The sequence below is a fragment of the Streptomyces sp. NBC_00306 genome, from assembly GCF_036169555.1.
Taxonomy (GTDB): Bacteria; Actinomycetota; Actinomycetes; order Streptomycetales; family Streptomycetaceae; genus Streptomyces; species Streptomyces achmelvichensis.
The window spans coordinates 4,493,344-4,509,876 of sequence record NZ_CP108032.1; the positions used below are offsets into that span (position 1 = coordinate 4,493,344).

Annotated in this window: 16 protein-coding genes; 9 read left to right on the forward strand and 7 right to left on the reverse strand. The window is 70.1% G+C overall.

What is annotated here, in order from left to right:
• Positions 1-82 precede the first annotated feature (82 nt).
• On the forward strand, positions 83-1,012 hold the full coding sequence (locus OHA05_RS20020) for an ATP-binding cassette domain-containing protein (protein ID WP_313944967.1): 930 nt from the start codon (positions 83-85) through the stop codon (positions 1,010-1,012).
• Entirely contained in the window at positions 1,009-1,782 is a 774-nt protein-coding gene (locus OHA05_RS20025) for an ABC transporter permease (protein WP_313944966.1), read from the forward strand. The genes OHA05_RS20020 and OHA05_RS20025 overlap by 4 nt, the downstream gene beginning before the upstream one ends.
• Positions 1,783-1,802: 20 nt before the next feature.
• Here OHA05_RS20025 and OHA05_RS20030 read toward each other — a convergent pair whose 3' ends face one another.
• Positions 1,803-3,224 carry a glutamate decarboxylase gene (locus OHA05_RS20030; RefSeq protein ID WP_313944965.1) on the reverse strand — a complete coding sequence of 474 codons (1,422 nt, stop codon included), beginning with the start codon at positions 3,222-3,224 and terminating at the stop codon, positions 1,803-1,805.
• 215 nt (positions 3,225-3,439) lie between these two features.
• Positions 3,440-3,805, reverse strand: a complete 366-nt coding sequence (locus tag OHA05_RS20035) for a YbjQ family protein (RefSeq protein ID WP_313944964.1) — start codon at positions 3,803-3,805, stop codon at positions 3,440-3,442.
• A 179-nt stretch (positions 3,806-3,984) separates the two neighbouring features.
• Between OHA05_RS20035 and OHA05_RS20040 the strand changes: the two genes are divergently transcribed.
• On the forward strand, positions 3,985-4,674 hold the full coding sequence (locus tag OHA05_RS20040) for a DedA family protein (RefSeq protein ID WP_313944963.1): 690 nt from the start codon (positions 3,985-3,987) through the stop codon (positions 4,672-4,674).
• A gap of 78 nt (positions 4,675-4,752) precedes the next feature.
• Here the strand turns inward: OHA05_RS20040 and OHA05_RS20045 are convergent, their stop codons facing one another.
• Both OHA05_RS20045 and OHA05_RS20050 read right to left on the reverse strand, forming a co-directional pair.
• Entirely contained in the window at positions 4,753-6,408 is a 1,656-nt protein-coding gene (locus OHA05_RS20045) for a threonine/serine ThrE exporter family protein (protein ID WP_313944962.1), read from the reverse strand.
• A gap of 144 nt (positions 6,409-6,552) precedes the next feature.
• On the reverse strand, positions 6,553-7,047 hold the full coding sequence (locus OHA05_RS20050) for an inorganic diphosphatase (RefSeq protein WP_108151010.1): 495 nt from the start codon (positions 7,045-7,047) through the stop codon (positions 6,553-6,555).
• A gap of 86 nt (positions 7,048-7,133) precedes the next feature.
• Between OHA05_RS20050 and dacB the strand changes: the two genes are divergently transcribed.
• The 6 genes from dacB to folE all read left to right on the forward strand — a co-directional run bounded on the left by dacB (position 7,134) and on the right by folE (position 14,547).
• Positions 7,134-8,537 carry a D-alanyl-D-alanine carboxypeptidase/D-alanyl-D-alanine endopeptidase gene (gene dacB, locus OHA05_RS20055; RefSeq protein ID WP_328861351.1) on the forward strand — a complete coding sequence of 468 codons (1,404 nt, stop codon included), beginning with the start codon at positions 7,134-7,136 and terminating at the stop codon, positions 8,535-8,537.
• A 67-nt stretch (positions 8,538-8,604) separates the two neighbouring features.
• Positions 8,605-9,732, forward strand: coding sequence for a zinc-dependent metalloprotease (locus OHA05_RS20060; protein ID WP_328861352.1), 1,128 nt, complete (start codon positions 8,605-8,607; stop codon positions 9,730-9,732).
• Positions 9,733-9,906: 174 nt separating this feature from the next.
• The gene (tilS, locus tag OHA05_RS20065) at positions 9,907-10,998 is read left to right on the forward strand and encodes a tRNA lysidine(34) synthetase TilS (RefSeq protein WP_313944959.1); all 1,092 of its coding nucleotides are present in this window, start codon (positions 9,907-9,909) and stop codon (positions 10,996-10,998) included.
• 74 nt (positions 10,999-11,072) lie between these two features.
• On the forward strand, positions 11,073-11,627 hold the full coding sequence (gene hpt, locus OHA05_RS20070; RefSeq protein ID WP_313944958.1) for a hypoxanthine phosphoribosyltransferase: 555 nt from the start codon (positions 11,073-11,075) through the stop codon (positions 11,625-11,627).
• 187 nt (positions 11,628-11,814) lie between these two features.
• On the forward strand, positions 11,815-13,833 hold the full coding sequence (ftsH, locus tag OHA05_RS20075) for an ATP-dependent zinc metalloprotease FtsH (protein WP_313944957.1): 2,019 nt from the start codon (positions 11,815-11,817) through the stop codon (positions 13,831-13,833).
• A 108-nt stretch (positions 13,834-13,941) separates the two neighbouring features.
• A complete protein-coding gene (gene folE / locus OHA05_RS20080; protein WP_313944956.1) occupies positions 13,942-14,547 on the forward strand; it encodes a GTP cyclohydrolase I FolE in 606 nt (201 codons plus the stop codon).
• A 335-nt stretch (positions 14,548-14,882) separates the two neighbouring features.
• Here the strand turns inward: folE and OHA05_RS20085 are convergent, their stop codons facing one another.
• The 3 genes from OHA05_RS20085 to folB form a co-directional block, all read right to left on the reverse strand.
• Entirely contained in the window at positions 14,883-15,359 is a 477-nt protein-coding gene (locus OHA05_RS20085; protein WP_313948921.1) for a DUF3180 domain-containing protein, read from the reverse strand.
• A gap of 76 nt (positions 15,360-15,435) precedes the next feature.
• Entirely contained in the window at positions 15,436-16,050 is a 615-nt protein-coding gene (gene folK, locus OHA05_RS20090; protein ID WP_313944955.1) for a 2-amino-4-hydroxy-6-hydroxymethyldihydropteridine diphosphokinase, read from the reverse strand.
• Complete coding sequence (gene folB / locus OHA05_RS20095; protein WP_313944954.1) at positions 16,047-16,406, reverse strand: dihydroneopterin aldolase; 360 nt, start codon at positions 16,404-16,406, stop codon at positions 16,047-16,049. Before folB ends, folK begins: the two co-directional genes overlap by 4 nt.
• Between the last annotated feature and the right edge of the window lie 127 nt (positions 16,407-16,533).

Consider the following 16,533-nt stretch of genomic DNA (forward strand, 5'->3'; position numbering starts at 1 on the left):
TTTGACCAATTGCGGATCCGGGGATACCTTCCCTCCTGTAGTCAAGTTTGACTACTGATGTTGAGGGTGCTGGAGGAGACGCATGACGGACGCGATCGTCGTCGAGGGCGCGCGCAAGCGGTACGGGGAGAAGAAGGCACTGGACGGACTGGACCTGACGGTGGCCGGCGGCACGGTGCACGGCGTGCTGGGGCCCAACGGCGCGGGCAAGACCACCGCCGTGCGCATCATGGCGACGCTGCTGCGCCACGACGAGGGCACGGTGCGGGTCGCGGGGCACGACGTACGGACCGATGCGGCAGCCGTCCGGCGGCGGATCGGACTGCTCGGGCAGCACGCCGCGGTCGACGAGGAACTCGGTGGCCGGCAGAACCTGGAGATGTTCGGGCGGCTGCATCATCTGGGCGCGCGCAGGGCGGGCGTGCGGGCCGACGAGCTGCTGGAGCGGTTCGGGCTCGCCGACACCGGGCGCAAGGCGGTCAAGCAGTACAGCGGCGGTATGCGCCGGCGGCTCGACCTGGCCGCCTCACTGATCACGGACCCGCAGGTGCTGTTCCTCGACGAGCCGACGACCGGGCTCGACCCCCGTGGCCGGGCCGAGGTGTGGAGCGCGGTCCGCTCGTTGGTCGGCGGCGGCACCACCGTTCTGCTGACCACGCAGTATCTGGAGGAGGCCGACCAACTGGCCGACCGGATCTCGGTCATCGACGCCGGACGGGTCGTCGCGGACGGCACCGCCGACCAGCTCAAGGCCAAGCTCGGCGGCGACCGCATCGACGTGGTCCTGCACGACGCGGCAGACCTGGCCCGGGTCGCGCCGCTGCTGCCCGGCGAGACCACCATCGACGAGGACCGGCGGCTGATCAGCGCCCCCGTCAGCGACCGGATGGCCGCACTGACCGAGACCGTACGGGCGCTGGAGGCGGCCGGCGTCGACGCCGAGGACGTCGCGCTGCGCCGGCCCACCCTCGACGAGGTCTTTCTGCATCTGACGAAGGAGGCTTCGGCATGAGCACCTATGCCCTCACCGACTCCTGGACCATGACCCGGCGCGAACTCGCGCACTGGGCGCGGCAACCGGTGCAGGTCGTCGTCGGCCTGGTCTTCCCGGTGATGCTCCTGCTGATGTTCGGCTATCTCATCGGCGGCGGACGCGGCGTCGAGGGCGCCTACGTCAACTACCTCGTCCCCGGCATGCTCGCGCTGACCATGGCCTTCGGTCTCGAGGCGACGATGCTCGCGGTCACGCAGGACCTCAACAAGGGCGTGATCGACCGGTTCCGCTCGATGCCGATGGCCGACTCGGCGGTGCTGGTCGGCCGCAGCACGGCGGACATGCTCCAGTCGGCGCTCAGCCTGCTGGTAATGGTCGGCGTCGGGTACGCGATCGGCTGGCGCTGGCACGGCTCGTTCGTCGCGTTCCTCGGGGCACTGGGACTGCTCCTGCTGCTGCGCTTCGCGATGCTGTGGATCGGCATCCATCTGGCGATGGTCGCCGGAAAACCCGAGATGGTGCAGGCCGTGCAGATCCTGGTGTGGCCGGTCGGCTTCCTCTCCAACGCCTTCGCGGCACCGGAGTCGATGCCGGGCTGGCTGGGCGCGGCGGTCCAGTGGAACCCCATGTCCGCGACGGCCACCGCCGTACGTGACCTGTCCGGCATCCCCGTCGACGGCGGGTGGGCGGCCGAGCACGCCCAACTCCTCGCCGTGCTGTGGCCGGTGCTGCTGGTCGGGGTCTTCTTCCCGCTGGCCGTACGGAGGTTCCGCCGGCTCAGCCACTGACCCCGACCGCGAGATCCGGCTCAGTGATGGAAGGCTGTCGCCGTCGTCGTGTCCCTCTCCAGGGGGTGCGACTGACGGCGCAGTTCGGGCAGCAGGTCGTGCACGGACTCCATCAGCAGTGCGCCCAGGTCCGACGAGAAGCCGTTGCGGCAGACGATGCGCAGGACGGACAGGTCCTCACGGTTCTTGGGGAAGGTGTACGCGGGCACCAGCCAGCCGCGCTCGCGCAGTCGGCGGGAGACGTCGAAGACGTCGAAGTTCTTCACGTCCGGCGCTGTCGTGAGGGCGAACACCGGCAACTGGTCGCCCCGGGTCAGGAGCCGGAAGTCGTCGATGGCCTCGAACTGGTCCGCCAGCAGGCGCGCCACGTCGCGGGTCGTCTGCTGCACCGCTCGGTAGCCTGCCCGCCCGAGCCTGAGGAAGGTGTAGTACTGCGCCACGACCTGGGCGCCGGGCCGGGAGAAGTTGAGGGCGAAGGTCGGCATGTCGCCGCCCAGGTAGTTGACCCGGAACACCAGCTCCTCGGGCAGCAGTTCCGGCGAGCGCCACAGCGCCCAGCCCACGCCCGGGTAGACGAGCCCGTACTTGTGGCCCGAGGTGTTGATCGAGGCCACCCGCGGCAGCCGGAAGTCCCACACCAGGTCCTCGTCGACGAACGGTGCGACCATCGCGCCGGACGCCCCGTCGACATGGACCGGCACGTCCAGGCCCGTGCGTTCCTGGAGCGCGTCCAGGGCAGCGCAGACCTCGGCGACCGGCTCGTAGGACCCGTCGAAGGTCGAGCCGAGGACCGCCACCACACCGATGGTGTTCTCGTCGCACAGATCGGCGGCGGCCTGCGGGTCGAGGTGGAAACGATCTCCCTCCATCGGCACCAGACGCGGTTCGATCTCCCAGAAGTTGCAGAACTTGTCCCAGCAGACCTGGACGTTGATGCCCATCACCAGGTTCGGACGCGCGCCGGGATAGCGATCGGCGTTCCGCTTCATCCAGCGGCGCTTGAGCGCCATGCCGGCGAGCATGCAGGCCTCGCTGGACCCGGTCGTCGAGCAGCCCACCGTGTTGGCGGGATCCGGCGCGTTCCACAGATCGGCGAGCATGGCCACACAGCGCCGCTCCAGCTCGGCCGTCCGCGGGTACTCGTCCTTGTCGATCATGTTCTTGTCCCGGCACTCGCTCATCAGCACACCGGCCTGCGGTTCCATCCAGGTGGTGACGAAGGTGGCGAGGTTGAGCCGGGAGTTGCCGTCGAGCATCAGCTCGTCGTGCACCAGACGGTAGGCCGTCATGGACGGCAGAGGGCCGTCCGGCAGCCGGTGCGTGGGTGGAGCCGTCGTCATGCCACTGACCGGGTCGGCCGTCCCGTAGAACGGGTTCAGCGAGAGCCTGCGGTGTTCCTCGCCCTTGTCGGAGGACTCGTCCGCACCCTTGTGGAGTGCCATGCGCTCGCCGCCCTTCGTGTCTCGCGCCCAGTGCGCTCGGATTCCAGGCTCATACGGGCGACCCACTCACGCAACGTGAGGAGGCGGTACGGATGCGTGAGGGAAGGCCCCGGGGCGACGGTCGCGCGGCCCGGCGGTCACGACCCCGGCTTCCGGACCCGGCACTCCCGGCCCGGCGGTCGTGCCCGGGCCCGGACACCCCCCTGACCCGCGCGTCACAGGCGCGCGATCACCGCGGCCGTGCCGTACGCGCAGACCTCCGTGCCCACGTCCGCCGCCTCCGAGACGTCGAAGCGGAACATCAGCACGGCGTTGGCACCGCGGGCCCGCGCCTGCTCGGTCAGTCGCTCCATCGCCTGGTTGCGGGTCTCGACGAGGGTCTTGGTGAGACCCTTCAGCTCACCGCCGATCATCGACTTGAGGCCGGCGCCGATCTGGCTGCCGAGGTGACGCGAACGCACGGTGAGGCCGAAGACCTCGCCGATGATCTCCTGCACCTGGTACCCGGGTACGTCGTTCGTGGTCACGACGATGACGTCCGCCTGCGGGCGCTGACCGCCGCCGTAGTCCTCGATGCCCATCTTGTCCACCTTTCGTGAGCCGGTGACGGGAGCTATGACGCACAGCTTTGTCCCAGCCGGGGCACAGTGCATCCTGAGCGCACCGGCGGAACGCGGAACCTGCCCGATGCGTTGATAGTTTTGTGCGGGCGACATGCCGATAGCCGATCGACGACTACCTACTCAGGAGCCCGGACCTCGTGACTACCCTTGCGCTCGGACCGAGCTGGCTGGACCCGGACTATCTGATCGGGACCTTCGGCCTGATCGGCGTGCTGGTCATCGTCTTCGCCGAGTCCGGACTGCTCATCGGCTTCTTCCTGCCGGGCGACTCGCTGCTGTTCACCACCGGTCTGCTGGTGACGACGAACAAGCTCGACTATCCGCTCTGGCTGGTCTGTCTGCTCATCGTGCTGGCGGCCGTGATCGGTGACCAGGTCGGCTATCTCTTCGGCCGCAAGGTCGGCCCCTCGCTCTTCAAGCGCCCGGACTCCAAGCTCTTCAAGCAGGAGAACGTCGAGAAGGCGCACGACTTCTTCGAGAAGTACGGCCCCAAGTCGCTGGTCCTCGCGCGCTTCGTGCCCATCGTGCGGACGTTCACGCCGATCATCGCCGGTGTGAGCCGGATGAACTACCGCTCGTTCATCACCTTCAACATCATCGGCGGCACCCTGTGGGGTGCGGGCGTGACGCTGCTCGGTGCCGCACTGGGCAAGGTCGAGTTCGTGCACCAGCACATCGAGGCGATCCTGATCCTCATCGTGCTCGTCTCGGTGCTGCCGATCGCGATCGAGTTCCTGCGGGCCCGCTCGAAGAACAAGAAGGCCGCGGTCTCCGCGCCCGACTCGGACATCCCGCCGGCCCGCGGCGGCCGCCACGCCAAGCGCTGAGCTCCGAAAGCGCGGCCGGCGACGAGGGCCGGCCGCGCAGAGATGTACGGACCGGCCGCGCATCCCCTGTCGTACGGACTAGAAGCCGCGTGTCCGCTTGGCCGCGCGGCGCTCCGACGGTTCCGCGACACCCGGGAGCCGGAAGAACAGCCGGGAGACCTCGCCTCCGAGGTTCACCCCGATCGCGATGGCCAGGGCCAGCGCCGCCGCCTTGGACAGCGAGGCGAGGCCCGCGTTCAGATCACCCCGCGCGATCTCCAGCAGCCCGAAGTACGTCGCGCTACCGGGCAGCAGCGGCCCGATCGCGGCGGTGACGTACGGCAGCGCCGAGGCGAAGCGGTAGCGCGACAGCACCTGCCCGAACAGACCCACCAGCCCGGCCGCGGCGGCCGTGGCGGCGACCGGCGGGACGTTCGCGGTGTCCGCGAGCGCGCCGTAGACCACCCAGGCGACACCGCCGTTGAGCGTCACCAGCAGCACGGTGTCGCGCTCCTGCTGGAGCATCACGGCGAAGCACAACGACAGCGCCATCGCCGCCAGCGTCTGGATCACCGGCCGCTCCACGCTGTGGATGGCCGTCTCGGGGTTGAGCGCCGCGTCCAGGGCCAGCCCCAGGTAGAGCACGCTGAGCACCCCGACGACGATGCCGACGACGAGGTAGCCGACCTCCAGGAGGCGGGCGGCCGCGGTGATGTAGAAGCCGGTCAGGCCGTCCTGGACGCCGGCGACCAGCGCCCGCCCGGGGATCAGGGCGAACAGTCCACCGGTGATCACCGCCGACGCCCGGACCTCCAGCGGTGACAGGGTCAGCGCGACCCCCATCGCGGCCGGGGGCATCGCCGCCGCCACGAACTGGTAGAACTCCGGCAGCCCGCGGCCCGCGCACAGCCACGCCAGCCGGTCGCCGAGCATGGCACTGATCGCCGCCGCCAGGAACACCAGAACATTGCCGCCGACCAGCACGGATGCCGCTCCGGCCAGCAGTCCGCCGGACAGCGTCAGCGCCCAGCCGGGAAAGGGGTGCCGGTTCCTGCGGATTTCCGCGAGCGTCCGGTACGCCTCCTCCAGGGAGACGTCGCTCTCCTCCGAGCTGATCTCGTGGATCAGCCGGTAGACGGCCGCGAGACGGGTGTAGTCGGTGCCCCGCCGGCGTACGGTCCGGTTCGCCGTCACCGGGTCGTCGACCAGTGAGGGCTGATACGTGATCGAGAGCAGCGTGAAGGTGACCGTGGGCTCGCAGCGGTCGAGACCGTACGAACGCGAGATGGCGAACATCGCCGCCTCGACGTCCTCGGCGCCCTCGCCGCCCGCCAGCAGCAGCTCGCCGATACGCAGCGTCAGGTCGAGCACCCTCGGCACGGCCGGGCCCGCGTCGTCCTGCTTCTGCACCGCGTCCGGGACCGGGCGCTCGCCCACCGGGATCTTCAGCATGGCCCGCATGCGGTCCTGCCACGGAAGATCCTTGGTCAGCCTCACCATCGGGATGCCCTGCGCGGGCGTGAAGGCGGGCGGTGAGTGCCGGGCCCTGTAGGTCCGCGGCGGAGCGAAGGCGGAACCTTCCGGTTCGGCCGGAGCATCCGGGGCGAACCCTGCCGGAACCGCGAACTCCGATGTGGTGGTCGGATCCTCGTCGGCCGTATCGGGCTGGCCCAGTCCCGTAGGTGGGGCAAAGGCGCTGTGCGCCTCGTCGGACTGAGGCTTCCGGTCTTCCGGACCCTCCGGCTCCGCCACCACGTGCTGCCCTCGCTCCCTCTTGTTCCGGCTTGTCACCCAGTATGTGCACGGACCCCCGGGCACACGCACGGCGGGCGGGACACCCCGTGGTGTCCCGCCCGCCGTCTTGTGACCGCTGTCGGCGGCGTTATGCGCGCCGGATGATCAGTGCGCGCCGCCCTGCGCCTCGAGGCGCTTGTAGGAGGCCTCGATCTCGGCCTCGGCCTCGGTACGGCCGACCCAGTTCGCGCCCTCCACGGACTTGCCGGGCTCCAGGTCCTTGTAGACCTCGAAGAAGTGCTGGATCTCCAGGCGGTCGAACTCGGAGACGTGGTGGATGTCGCGCAGGTGCTCGACCCGCGGGTCGGAGGCCGGGACGCACAGCAGCTTGTCGTCGCCGCCCGCCTCGTCGGTCATCCGGAACATGCCGATCGCACGGCACTTGATGAGACAGCCGGGGAAGGTCGGCTCGTCGAGGATGACCAGGGCGTCCAGCGGGTCACCGTCCTCGCCGAGGGTGTTCTCCACGAACCCGTAGTCGGCCGGGTAGCTGGTCGAGGTGAAGAGTCGACGGTCAAGGCGGATACGACCGGTCTCGTGGTCCACCTCGTACTTGTTCCTCGAACCCTTCGGGATCTCGATGGTGACGTCGAACTCCACGGGTGGCTCCTCCATGATCAACACATAGGTCTGGTGGTTAAGTGTCCCTCACGCATGTGTGTGATCGCGAAAGGGGCTGGTGCGAGGTGCCAGTGGTCAGGACATGGCAGCTGACCGCGGGCGCGGCCGTGGTCGGGCTCGCCCTGGCTGCCGGGGCGGTGGCCGCGGCCGGCCCCTGGGACTCCGGTCAGCGTAAGGCCGAGAGGGAGTGGGCGGCCGCCCGGAGCCCGGGTGGTGGCGTACATCACCCCAGGCCGGTGCCGGGACGCCCGCAGCCCGCACCCAGCGCACCCGGCGTCCTCACCGCGCTCGGCATCCCCGGGACGGCTCCCGCCACCGCGCCGGCGGCCGCTCCGGCCGACCTCGCCGAGGAGCTCCTCCCGCTGCTCGGCGACCCCGGCCTCGGCACGGTGCAGACGGCCTCCGTCGTCGACCTCGCCACCGGCCGCGCGCTGTACGGCAAGGGGGCCGCCACCCAGATGACCCCGGCCTCCACGATCAAGATCGCCACCTCGGTCGCCGCCCTCGGCGCGCTCGGCCCCGACCACCGCATCCCCACCACGGCCACCGCCTCCAAGGACGGCAAGGTGCTCACCCTGGTCGGCGGCGGGGACGCCAGTCTGGACCGGGCACGTCTGGGCGTGCTCGCCCAGCGCGCGGCGAGCGCGCTGAAGGCGCGCGGCACCACCGCGGTGCGTCTCGCCTACGACGTCTCGCTCTACAAGGGCCCGGTGCGCCACCCCATCGGCCGGAACGGCAACCTCGCGCCGGTCACCCCGCTGATGCTCCACGAGGGCCGCGTCGACGAGCGGAGCACGAAGGACGCCGAACGCTTCGACGACCCCGCGCGCGAGGCGGCCCGCGTCTTCGCGCAATTGCTGAAGGACCGCGGCCTCACGGTCGCGGCCGAGCCCACGCCCGGCCGGCCCGCGGCGGGGTCGACGCCCGTCGCCAAGGTGCTCTCGGATCCCCTCTCCGCCCTCGTCGAGCGGCTGTTGACGGAGAGCAACAACGACCTCGCGGAGGCCGTCGCCCGTCAGACCGCTCTGGCCACCGGCCGGCCGGCGAGCTTCGTGGGCGCCGAGGCGGCCGTGACCGCGCAACTCAAGAAGCTGAAGCTGCCGTTGGCGGGGGCCCGCTTCGCCGACGGCAGCGGGCTGAACCGCGCCGACCGGCTCTCCGCGGGGCAGCTCACCGCCCTGTTGGCTCTCGCTGCCGACCCGGACCGTCCCGGACTGCGGCCGGTTCTCACGGGTCTCCCGGTCGCCGGCTTCACCGGAACCCTGTCGGGCCGCTACGGCGCCACCTCGCCGGGCACCGGCCTCATCCGCGCCAAGACAGGCACCCTGAGCCAGGTGAACTCCCTGGCGGGAACGGTCGTTGCCCCGGACGGACGACTCCTCGCGTTCGCCTTCATGGCGGGCGGCACAGCGGACGCGGGATCCGCCCAACCGGCCCTGGACCGGCTCGCGGCGGCACTCGCCACGTGAGGTCCGTGGCCGACCGGCGCCTTCCGACACCTCACCGTCCCGCGGGCCCACCACGTACGGTTGACGCATGACGAGCATCGGTGGTGCCGAGATGGTCGACTGGAACCTCGCCGTGGCGACCGCGACCCGCTTCGTGCGGCCCGGGCCCGAAGTGACCCGGGAGGAGGCGCGGGCCGTCGTCGCCGAGCTGCGACGGCATGCCAAGGCCTCGGAAGAGCATGTGCGCGGCTTCACGCAAATGATTCCCGAAAGCCATCAGCCCGAGGACACCCCGGTCCTGGTCGTGGACCGGGCGGGCTGGGTGCGGGCGAACGTCGCGGGCTTCCGCGAACTGCTCAAGCCCCTGCTGGAGAAGATGCAGGAGCGCCGCCCCGGCGGGCCCGGCGGTGCGGTCCTGGGCGCGGTCGGCGGCAAGGTCACCGGCGTCGAGCTGGGCATGCTGCTCTCCTTCCTGGCCTCGCGGGTCCTCGGCCAGTACGAGACCTTCGCCCCCGCCACCCGTGATCTGCCCGCGGGCTCCAACGGCGGCGGACGCCTCCTGCTGGTCGCGCCGAACATCGTCCATGTGGAGCGCGAGCTCGAGGTCGATCCGCACGACTTCCGGCTCTGGGTCTGTCTCCACGAGGAGACCCATCGCACGCAGTTCACCGGCGTGCCGTGGCTCCGTGACCACCTCGAGGGCGAGATCCAGTCATTTCTCGGCGAGACCGAGGTCGACCCGATGACCGTCCTGGAGCGTCTGCGCGAGGCGGCCCAGTCCCTGTCCGGGGCCCGTCCCGAGGGCGAGGAGGACGAGGGCCGCTCCATCGTGGAGCTGGTGCAGACCCCGGCCCAGCGGGAGATCCTCGGCCGGCTGACCGCCGTGATGTCCCTCCTGGAGGGTCATGCCGACTTCGTGATGGACGGCGTGGGTCCCGACGTCGTGCCCTCCGTGGCGGAGATCCGCGAGAAGTTCCAGCAGCGCAGGGCGCGTGGCGCGAGCCGGCTGGACCAGGCGCTGCGCAAGCTCCTCGGACTCGATGCCAAGCTGCGTCAGTACCGCGACGGCGAGCGTTTCGTCCGGGCTGTCGTGGAGGAGGTCGGTATGGACGGGTTCAACCGGGTATGGACGTCCCCGAACACTCTCCCGACCAAGGCGGAGATCGCCAAACCGGCGGACTGGGTCGCGCGGGTGCACCGTAAAGCAGAGTCCTGAACCGGAGGCAGCCGCACGCCCTGGTAATCACCCATCCGAGGGACCGTGGGCCGTTGGCAGGCGTGCAATGCTCGGAGAACGGCTCGGTTCTGTCACCATCGACGCACTCTGAGTGACTGAACCTCCTCCCGACTCCGACCGAGGCACCCCCCAATTCCACGAAGGGCACCGGACATGGGTCCCCATCCTGCGGTCGCGGCGATACGCCTGGCGGTCCGCCGCGTACTCCACGACGTACTCACCGAGCACACCGAGACAAACGAACACTCAGCCCGGCTCGAGCGCACCCTGAGCCATGCGGCCGCCGCGCCCTCCGGGTCCCACCTGCCCGGCCGGTCCGCCCTGCCCGTCGACGAGCCCCTCGTGCTCGTGGCCTGCTCCGGCGGCGCCGACTCGATGGCCCTCGCCTCCGCGCTCGCCTTCGAGGCACGCAAGCTCTCCGTCCGGGCCGGTGGCGTCACCGTCGACCACGGCCTCCAGGACGGCTCCGACCTCCGCGCGGCCGAAGTCGCCGCCCGCCTCGGCTCGCTGGGTCTCGATCCCGTCGAGTCCATCACCGTCCACGTGGGCCGCGAAGGCGGACCCGAGGCCGCGGCCCGCGACGCGCGCTATGCGGCGCTGGACGACGCGGCCGAACGCCACGGCGCTGCCGCCGTGCTCCTCGGCCACACCCGTGACGACCAGGCCGAAACCGTCCTGCTGGGCCTCGCGCGCGGCTCCGGGACCCGCTCGCTGTCCGGAATGGCGGCCGTCTCGGGGGCGGCCGGCCGTTACCGCAGACCCTTCCTCCAGCTCGACCGGCAGACCGCCCGCAAGGCCTGCATGGTCCAGTCGCTGCCCGTCTGGGACGACCCGCACAACGCCGACCCGGCCTACACCCGCTCCCGGCTGCGCCACGAGGGCCTGCCCGCCCTGGAGAAGGCGCTCGGCAAGGGCGTCGTCGAGGCCCTGGCCCGTACCGCGCAGCTCTCCCGCGACGACGCCGACGCCCTCGACACCTGGGCCGCCGACGCGGACGCCTCCGTCCGTGACGACTCGGGCCGGCTGGAGTGCGCCAAGCTCTACGCCCTGCCGCCCGCCGTACGCCGCCGGGTGCTGCGCCGGGCCGTCATCGAGGCCGGTGCGCCCGCGGGTTCGCTGTTCGCCCGTCACGTCGAAGAGGTCGACCGGCTGATCACCGGCTGGCGCGGCCAGGGGGCCATCAATCTGCCCGGCCGCGTCGAGGCGCGACGGCAGGGTGGCAGACTGGTCATTCGGCAAGGCTGACGCAGCGGCGCAAGCACCACGGCTGTGTCACCCCGGGGGCGACCCCGGGACCCCGGCAGACAGAAAGCGACCGCGTGAACGAGAAGGACTTGGGCACCGACCTTCAGTCGGTGCTCATCACCAAGGAAGAGATCGACGCGAAGCTGGCGGAGCTCGCCGCGAAGATCGACGCGGAGTACGCGGGCAAGGATCTGCTCCTCGTCGGTGTGCTCAAGGGCGCCGTGATGGTGATGGCGGATCTGGCGCGCGCGCTGTCCACGCCCGTCACCATGGACTGGATGGCGGTGTCGTCCTACGGCGCGGGCACCCAGTCGTCGGGTGTCGTCCGGATCCTCAAGGACCTGGACACCGACATCAAGGGCAAGCACGTCCTGATCGTCGAGGACATCATCGACTCCGGCCTCACGCTCTCGTGGCTGCTCTCGAACCTCGGATCGCGCGAGCCGGCCTCCCTCGAGGTCTGCACGCTGCTGCGTAAGCCGGATGCCGCAAAGGTGGCGATCGACGTGAAGTGGATCGGCTTCGACATCCCGAACGAGTTCGTCGTCGGGTACGGGCTGGACTACGCGGAGAAGTACCGCAACGTGCCGTTCGTCGGCACGCTCGCACCGCACGTCTACGGCGGCTGACGCCACCGGGAACCCTTACCCCCCTCCCGGCGTTGGAGCATGGGAGGGCGGGTGTGTCAGCCGTACCGTGCGGTCACGGTGACGATGCTGGGGTACCGTCCGAAGAACAGTTAGCTTTAAATACAGAGCACTCTCACAGCAGCATTCACTACGGGCAGGAGGGACGGAGCGAATTCGCTCCGTATGGATGGACGTGAAGCGATACTTCCGTGGGCCGGTCATGTGGATCGTGCTGGCCGTCCTCGCCGTGGTCGTGTTGATGCAGGTCGTCGGCTCGTCCGGCGGCTACAAGACGGTGGACACCGGCGAGGTCGTCCAGGCGATCGACAAGAACCAGGTCGACCAGGTCAAGCTGACCACTGGCGACGAACAGATCATCAAGGTCGATCTGAAGGACGGCCAGAAGGTCAAGGGCAGCGACAAGATCCAGGCGAGCTACATCGGCACCCAGGGTGCCGATCTGGCGCAGACGCTGCAGACGAAGTTCGAGGCCGGCGACATCGAGAAGGGTTACACCGTCTCGCCGTCGAAGCAGAGCCCGTTCGTCTCGGTGCTGCTCTCGCTGCTGCCCTTCGTCCTCATCGTCGTGGTCTTCCTGTTCCTGATGAATCAGATGCAGGGCGGCGGCTCCCGAGTCATGAACTTCGGGAAGTCCAAGGCCAAGCTGATCACCAAGGACACTCCGAAGACGACCTTCGCCGATGTGGCGGGGTCCGACGAAGCCGTCGAGGAACTCCACGAGATCAAGGAGTTCCTGCAGGAGCCGGCCAAGTTCCAGGCCGTCGGCGCCAAGATCCCGAAGGGTGTGCTGCTCTACGGCCCGCCCGGTACGGGCAAGACGCTGCTCGCTCGCGCTGTCGCGGGCGAGGCGGGCGTCCCGTTCTACTCGATCTCCGGTTCCGACTTCGTCGAGATGTTCGTCGGTGTCGGTGCCTCCCGAGTCCGTGACCTCTTCGAGCAGGCCAAGGCGAACGCTCCGGCGATCGTCTTCGTCGATGAGATCGACGCCGTCGGCCGGCACCGCGGTGCGGGTCTCGGCGGTGGCCACGACGAGCGCGAGCAGACGCTCAACCAGCTGCTCGTCGAGATGGACGGCTTCGACGTGAAGGGCGGCGTCATCCTGATCGCCGCCACCAACCGGCCGGACATCCTCGACCCGGCGCTGCTGCGCCCGGGCCGGTTCGACCGGCAGATCGCGGTCGACCGTCCCGACATGCAGGGCCGTCTCGAGATCCTCAAGGTCCACCAGAAGGGCAAGCCGGTCGCTCCGGACGTCGACCTGGGTGCTGTCGCCCGTCGTACGCCGGGCTTCACCGGTGCGGACCTGTCGAACGTGCTGAACGAAGCGGCGCTCCTCACGGCGCGCGGCAACAAGAAGCTCGTCGACAACAACGCGCTGGACGAGGCGATCGACCGTGTGGTCGCGGGCCCGCAGAAGCGGACCCGGATCATGTCGGACAAGGAGAAGAAGATCACCGCGTACCACGAGGGCGGACACGCCCTGGTCGCGGCGGCCTCACCGAACTCCGACCCGGTCCACAAGATCACCATCCTGTCCCGCGGCAGAGCCCTGGGTTACACGATGGTCCTGCCGGACGAGGACAAGTACTCGACCACGCGCAACGAAATGCTCGACCAGCTGGCTTACATGCTGGGCGGGCGCGCGGCCGAGGAGCTCGTCTTCCACGACCCGACCACGGGCGCGGCGAACGACATCGAGAAGGCCACGGCCACGGCTCGCGCCATGGTCACGCAGTACGGCATGACCGAGCGTCTCGGCGCGATCAAGTTCGGTGGCGACAACTCCGAGCCCTTCCTGGGCCGTGAGATGGGTCACCAGCGCGACTACTCGGAAGAGGTCGCGGCCCTGGTCGACGAAGAGGTCAAGAAGCTCATCGAGACCGCCCACAACGAAGCGTGGGAGATCCTCGTCGAGAATCGCGACGTCCTCGACAATCTGGTGCTCCAGCTGCTGGAGAAGGAGACCCTCGGCAAGGAGCAGATCGCCGAGATCTTCGCCCCGATCGTGAGGCGCCCGGCCCGCCCGGCGTGGACGGGTTCCACCCGCCGCACGCCGTCCACGCGGCCGCCGGTGCTCTCACCGAAGGAGCTGGCGCTGACCAACGGCGCGGTCGGTGCCAACGGCGCGATCCCGGCGGACTCCTCCTCCGTGGAGGCGGTCCCGGAGGAGCGCCCGGAGAGCTGACCCGCCGGGGGTACGAAGCCCGGAATGGATGCCGCGCCCACCAGGTTCTAGCCTGGGGGGCGCGGCATTCGTATGACCGCAGGCCAGAGCAAGAGGAACGAGGCACAGATGACCGACCCGGTGACGCTGGACGGCGAGGGCACGATCGGCGAATTCGACGAGAAGCGTGCAGAGAACGCCGTACGCGAACTGCTCATCGCGGTCGGCGAGGACCCGGACCGCGAGGGCCTGCGGGAGACACCGACGCGCGTGGCGCGGGCGTACCGGGAGATATTCGCCGGACTGTGGCAGCAGCCCGAGGACGTGCTGACGACGACGTTCGACCTCGGTCACGACGAGATGGTCCTGGTGAAGGACATCGAGGTGATGAGCTCCTGCGAGCACCACCTGGTGCCCTTCGTCGGCGTCGCGCACGTCGGCTACATCCCCTCCGTCGACGGGAAGATCACCGGACTGTCGAAGATCGCCCGTCTCGTCGACGTCTTCGCCCGCCGGCCGCAGGTGCAGGAGCGGCTGACGACACAGATCGCCGACTCGCTGATGGAGATCCTGGAGCCGCGCGGAGTGATCGTGGTCGTGGAGTGCGAGCACATGTGCATGACGATGCGCGGGGTCCGGAAGCCGGGCGCGAAGACGATCACGTCCGCGGTCCGGGGGCAGCTGCGTCACGCGGCGACGCGCAACGAGGCGATGAGCCTGATCATGGCGCGCTGACAGTCCGCCCGCGCCGGGCTGGTCCCGTGGCCCCCGCAACGCGGGCCCTTTTCCGGCTCGGGGGAGGGGTGTGCTGAGTCGCCCCGCGGGGGATCGGCGGCAGGTTCCGGGTGATCAAGTCAGGTGCCTTTATGCCGCCGACCCCGAGGAGTCGACCGGAGGGTCGAGCCGGGAGGGCTCCCGGCGCCACCGGATCAGGCGCCGCGCCGTGAGAACCCCGGCGCGGTCCATGTGCTCGCCACCGGACCAGGCGCCGCGCCGCGAGAACCCCGGCGCGCTCCACGTGCCCGTCACCGACCAGGTGCCGCGGCAGCTCCCGGCCCGCGCCGACGGCTCTACGCCGGGGCCGGGCCCTCGTCGTCGTCCTCGGGGAGTTTGCAGACCCGCTCCAGGAAGAAAGCCGCCGCGATCACCGCGATGCCCGCGACGACCGAGAAGCCCGCGTAGACCGCCTGGTCACGGCGGGCCGGGATGTCCAGGGAGCTCAGCAGGAACACTCCCGTGCCGCCGTACATCCCGCTCACCAGCGCCGCCACCAGTGCGCTCGCCTGGCCGAACACCACCGCACGGGCCGCCATCAGCGGCTCGACGCCCTTCGCGCCGGGGCGGCGCTCGCGCTGGGCGCGGAGGCGGGCCCGCAGGGAGAGGGCGGTGGCGGTCAGGACGACCGCGATCACCGCCAGCACGATGGGAGCGGCCAGCGGGACGCTCGGCAGGGTGCCGAACGACTCCCACAGGCGGGCGGCGCCCCAGGACAGCACCCCGGCCGCGGCGAAGAGACCGGCCAGTACACCGAGCCGTAGTTGCTTCACCGAGTGGGCCGCCCTTCCGTCCTGCTGCATCGCGCCTGTCGCATCACACCGTGCACCGCTCCGCAGAGCCTAACGACTACTCGGGCAGACGGAGTTCCAGGTCGGCGCGGGGAAGCACACCGTCCTGGCCGATACCGTGCAGAAGCTCGGCGACCGGCCCGCGGCCGGGCAGCTGGGCCTGCGGCTCCACGTCGTGCCACGGCACGAGGACGAACGCGCGCTGATGCGCCCGCGGGTGCGGCAGCGTGAGTACCGGGTCGTCGGAGACCACGTCCGCGTACGCCACGATGTCGACGTCGATCGTCCGCGGGCCCCAGCGCTCCTCCCGTACCCGGTCGAAGGCCTCTTCGATGGCCTGGCCGCGCTCCAGCAGGGAGGACGGCGGGAGGGTGGTCTTCACGAGGACCACGGCGTTGAAGTACGAGGGCTGCGAGCCGGGGTCCACACCCCACGGCTCCGTCTCGTACACCGGGGACACGGCCTTGACCCGCAGGCCCGGCGTGTCCTCCAGGGCGTCGATCGCGCCCTGGAGCGTCTCCAGCCGGTTCCCCAGGTTGGACCCGATGGAGATCACGGCGCGTTTGGGGTTGGACAGGGTGACGTCCGCCGCGTCGACCTGCTCCACGACGGAGGCGGGCACCGGCTGCACGGTCGGGTCGCTCTGCGTCCCGTGCGGGAAGAACGCGGTCATACTCGGCTCCGGGTGATCGTGATGGTCACGTCGTCGAACGGCACGGTGATCGGGGCGTCCGGCTTGTGCAGGACCACCTCGACCTCCTCGACACCGTCGTGCTTGAGGCACTGTTGGGCGATGCGCTCCGCCAGCGTCTCGATCAGGTCGACCGGGTCTCCCTCGACGACCGCGACGACCTCCTCCGCCACCACGCCGTAGTGCACGGTCTTCGCCAGGTCGTCGGCCTCCGCGGCGGGCCGGGTGTCGAGGCCGAGCACCAGGTCCACGATGAAGGTCTGGCCCTCCTCGCGCTCCCGGGGGAAGACGCCATGGTGCCCGCGGGCCTTGAGGCCGCGCAGCGCGACACGATCCACGCGAATCACTCCTGCTTCCTGTACTTGGCGGGATGCGGGCACCGGCGCCGCGTGCGGGCGGGCCGGGTGCCCATGCGAATCTACCTGCGAGCACCGGCCCCACTCGCCCATGGGGCCGCACGGAGCT

Bases quoted from the DNA above. Each gene is read 5' to 3' on its own strand.
- OHA05_RS20060 (WP_328861352.1), top strand. From the start codon at position 8,605: ATGACGAGCATCGGTGGTGCCGAGATGGTCGACTGGAACCTCGCCGTG.
- tilS (WP_313944959.1), top strand. From the start codon at position 9,907: ATGGGTCCCCATCCTGCGGTCGCGGCGATACGCCTGGCGGTCCGCCGC.
- ftsH (WP_313944957.1), top strand. From the start codon at position 11,815: ATGGACGTGAAGCGATACTTCCGTGGGCCGGTCATGTGGATCGTGCTG.
- folE (WP_313944956.1), top strand. From the start codon at position 13,942: ATGACCGACCCGGTGACGCTGGACGGCGAGGGCACGATCGGCGAATTC.
- OHA05_RS20030 (WP_313944965.1), bottom strand. From the start codon at position 3,224: ATGGCACTCCACAAGGGTGCGGACGAGTCCTCCGACAAGGGCGAGGAA.
- OHA05_RS20035 (WP_313944964.1), bottom strand. From the start codon at position 3,805: ATGGGCATCGAGGACTACGGCGGCGGTCAGCGCCCGCAGGCGGACGTC.
- OHA05_RS20025 (WP_313944966.1), top strand. From the start codon at position 1,009: ATGAGCACCTATGCCCTCACCGACTCCTGGACCATGACCCGGCGCGAA.
- OHA05_RS20020 (WP_313944967.1), top strand. From the start codon at position 83: ATGACGGACGCGATCGTCGTCGAGGGCGCGCGCAAGCGGTACGGGGAG.
- folK (WP_313944955.1), bottom strand. From the start codon at position 16,050: ATGACCGCGTTCTTCCCGCACGGGACGCAGAGCGACCCGACCGTGCAG.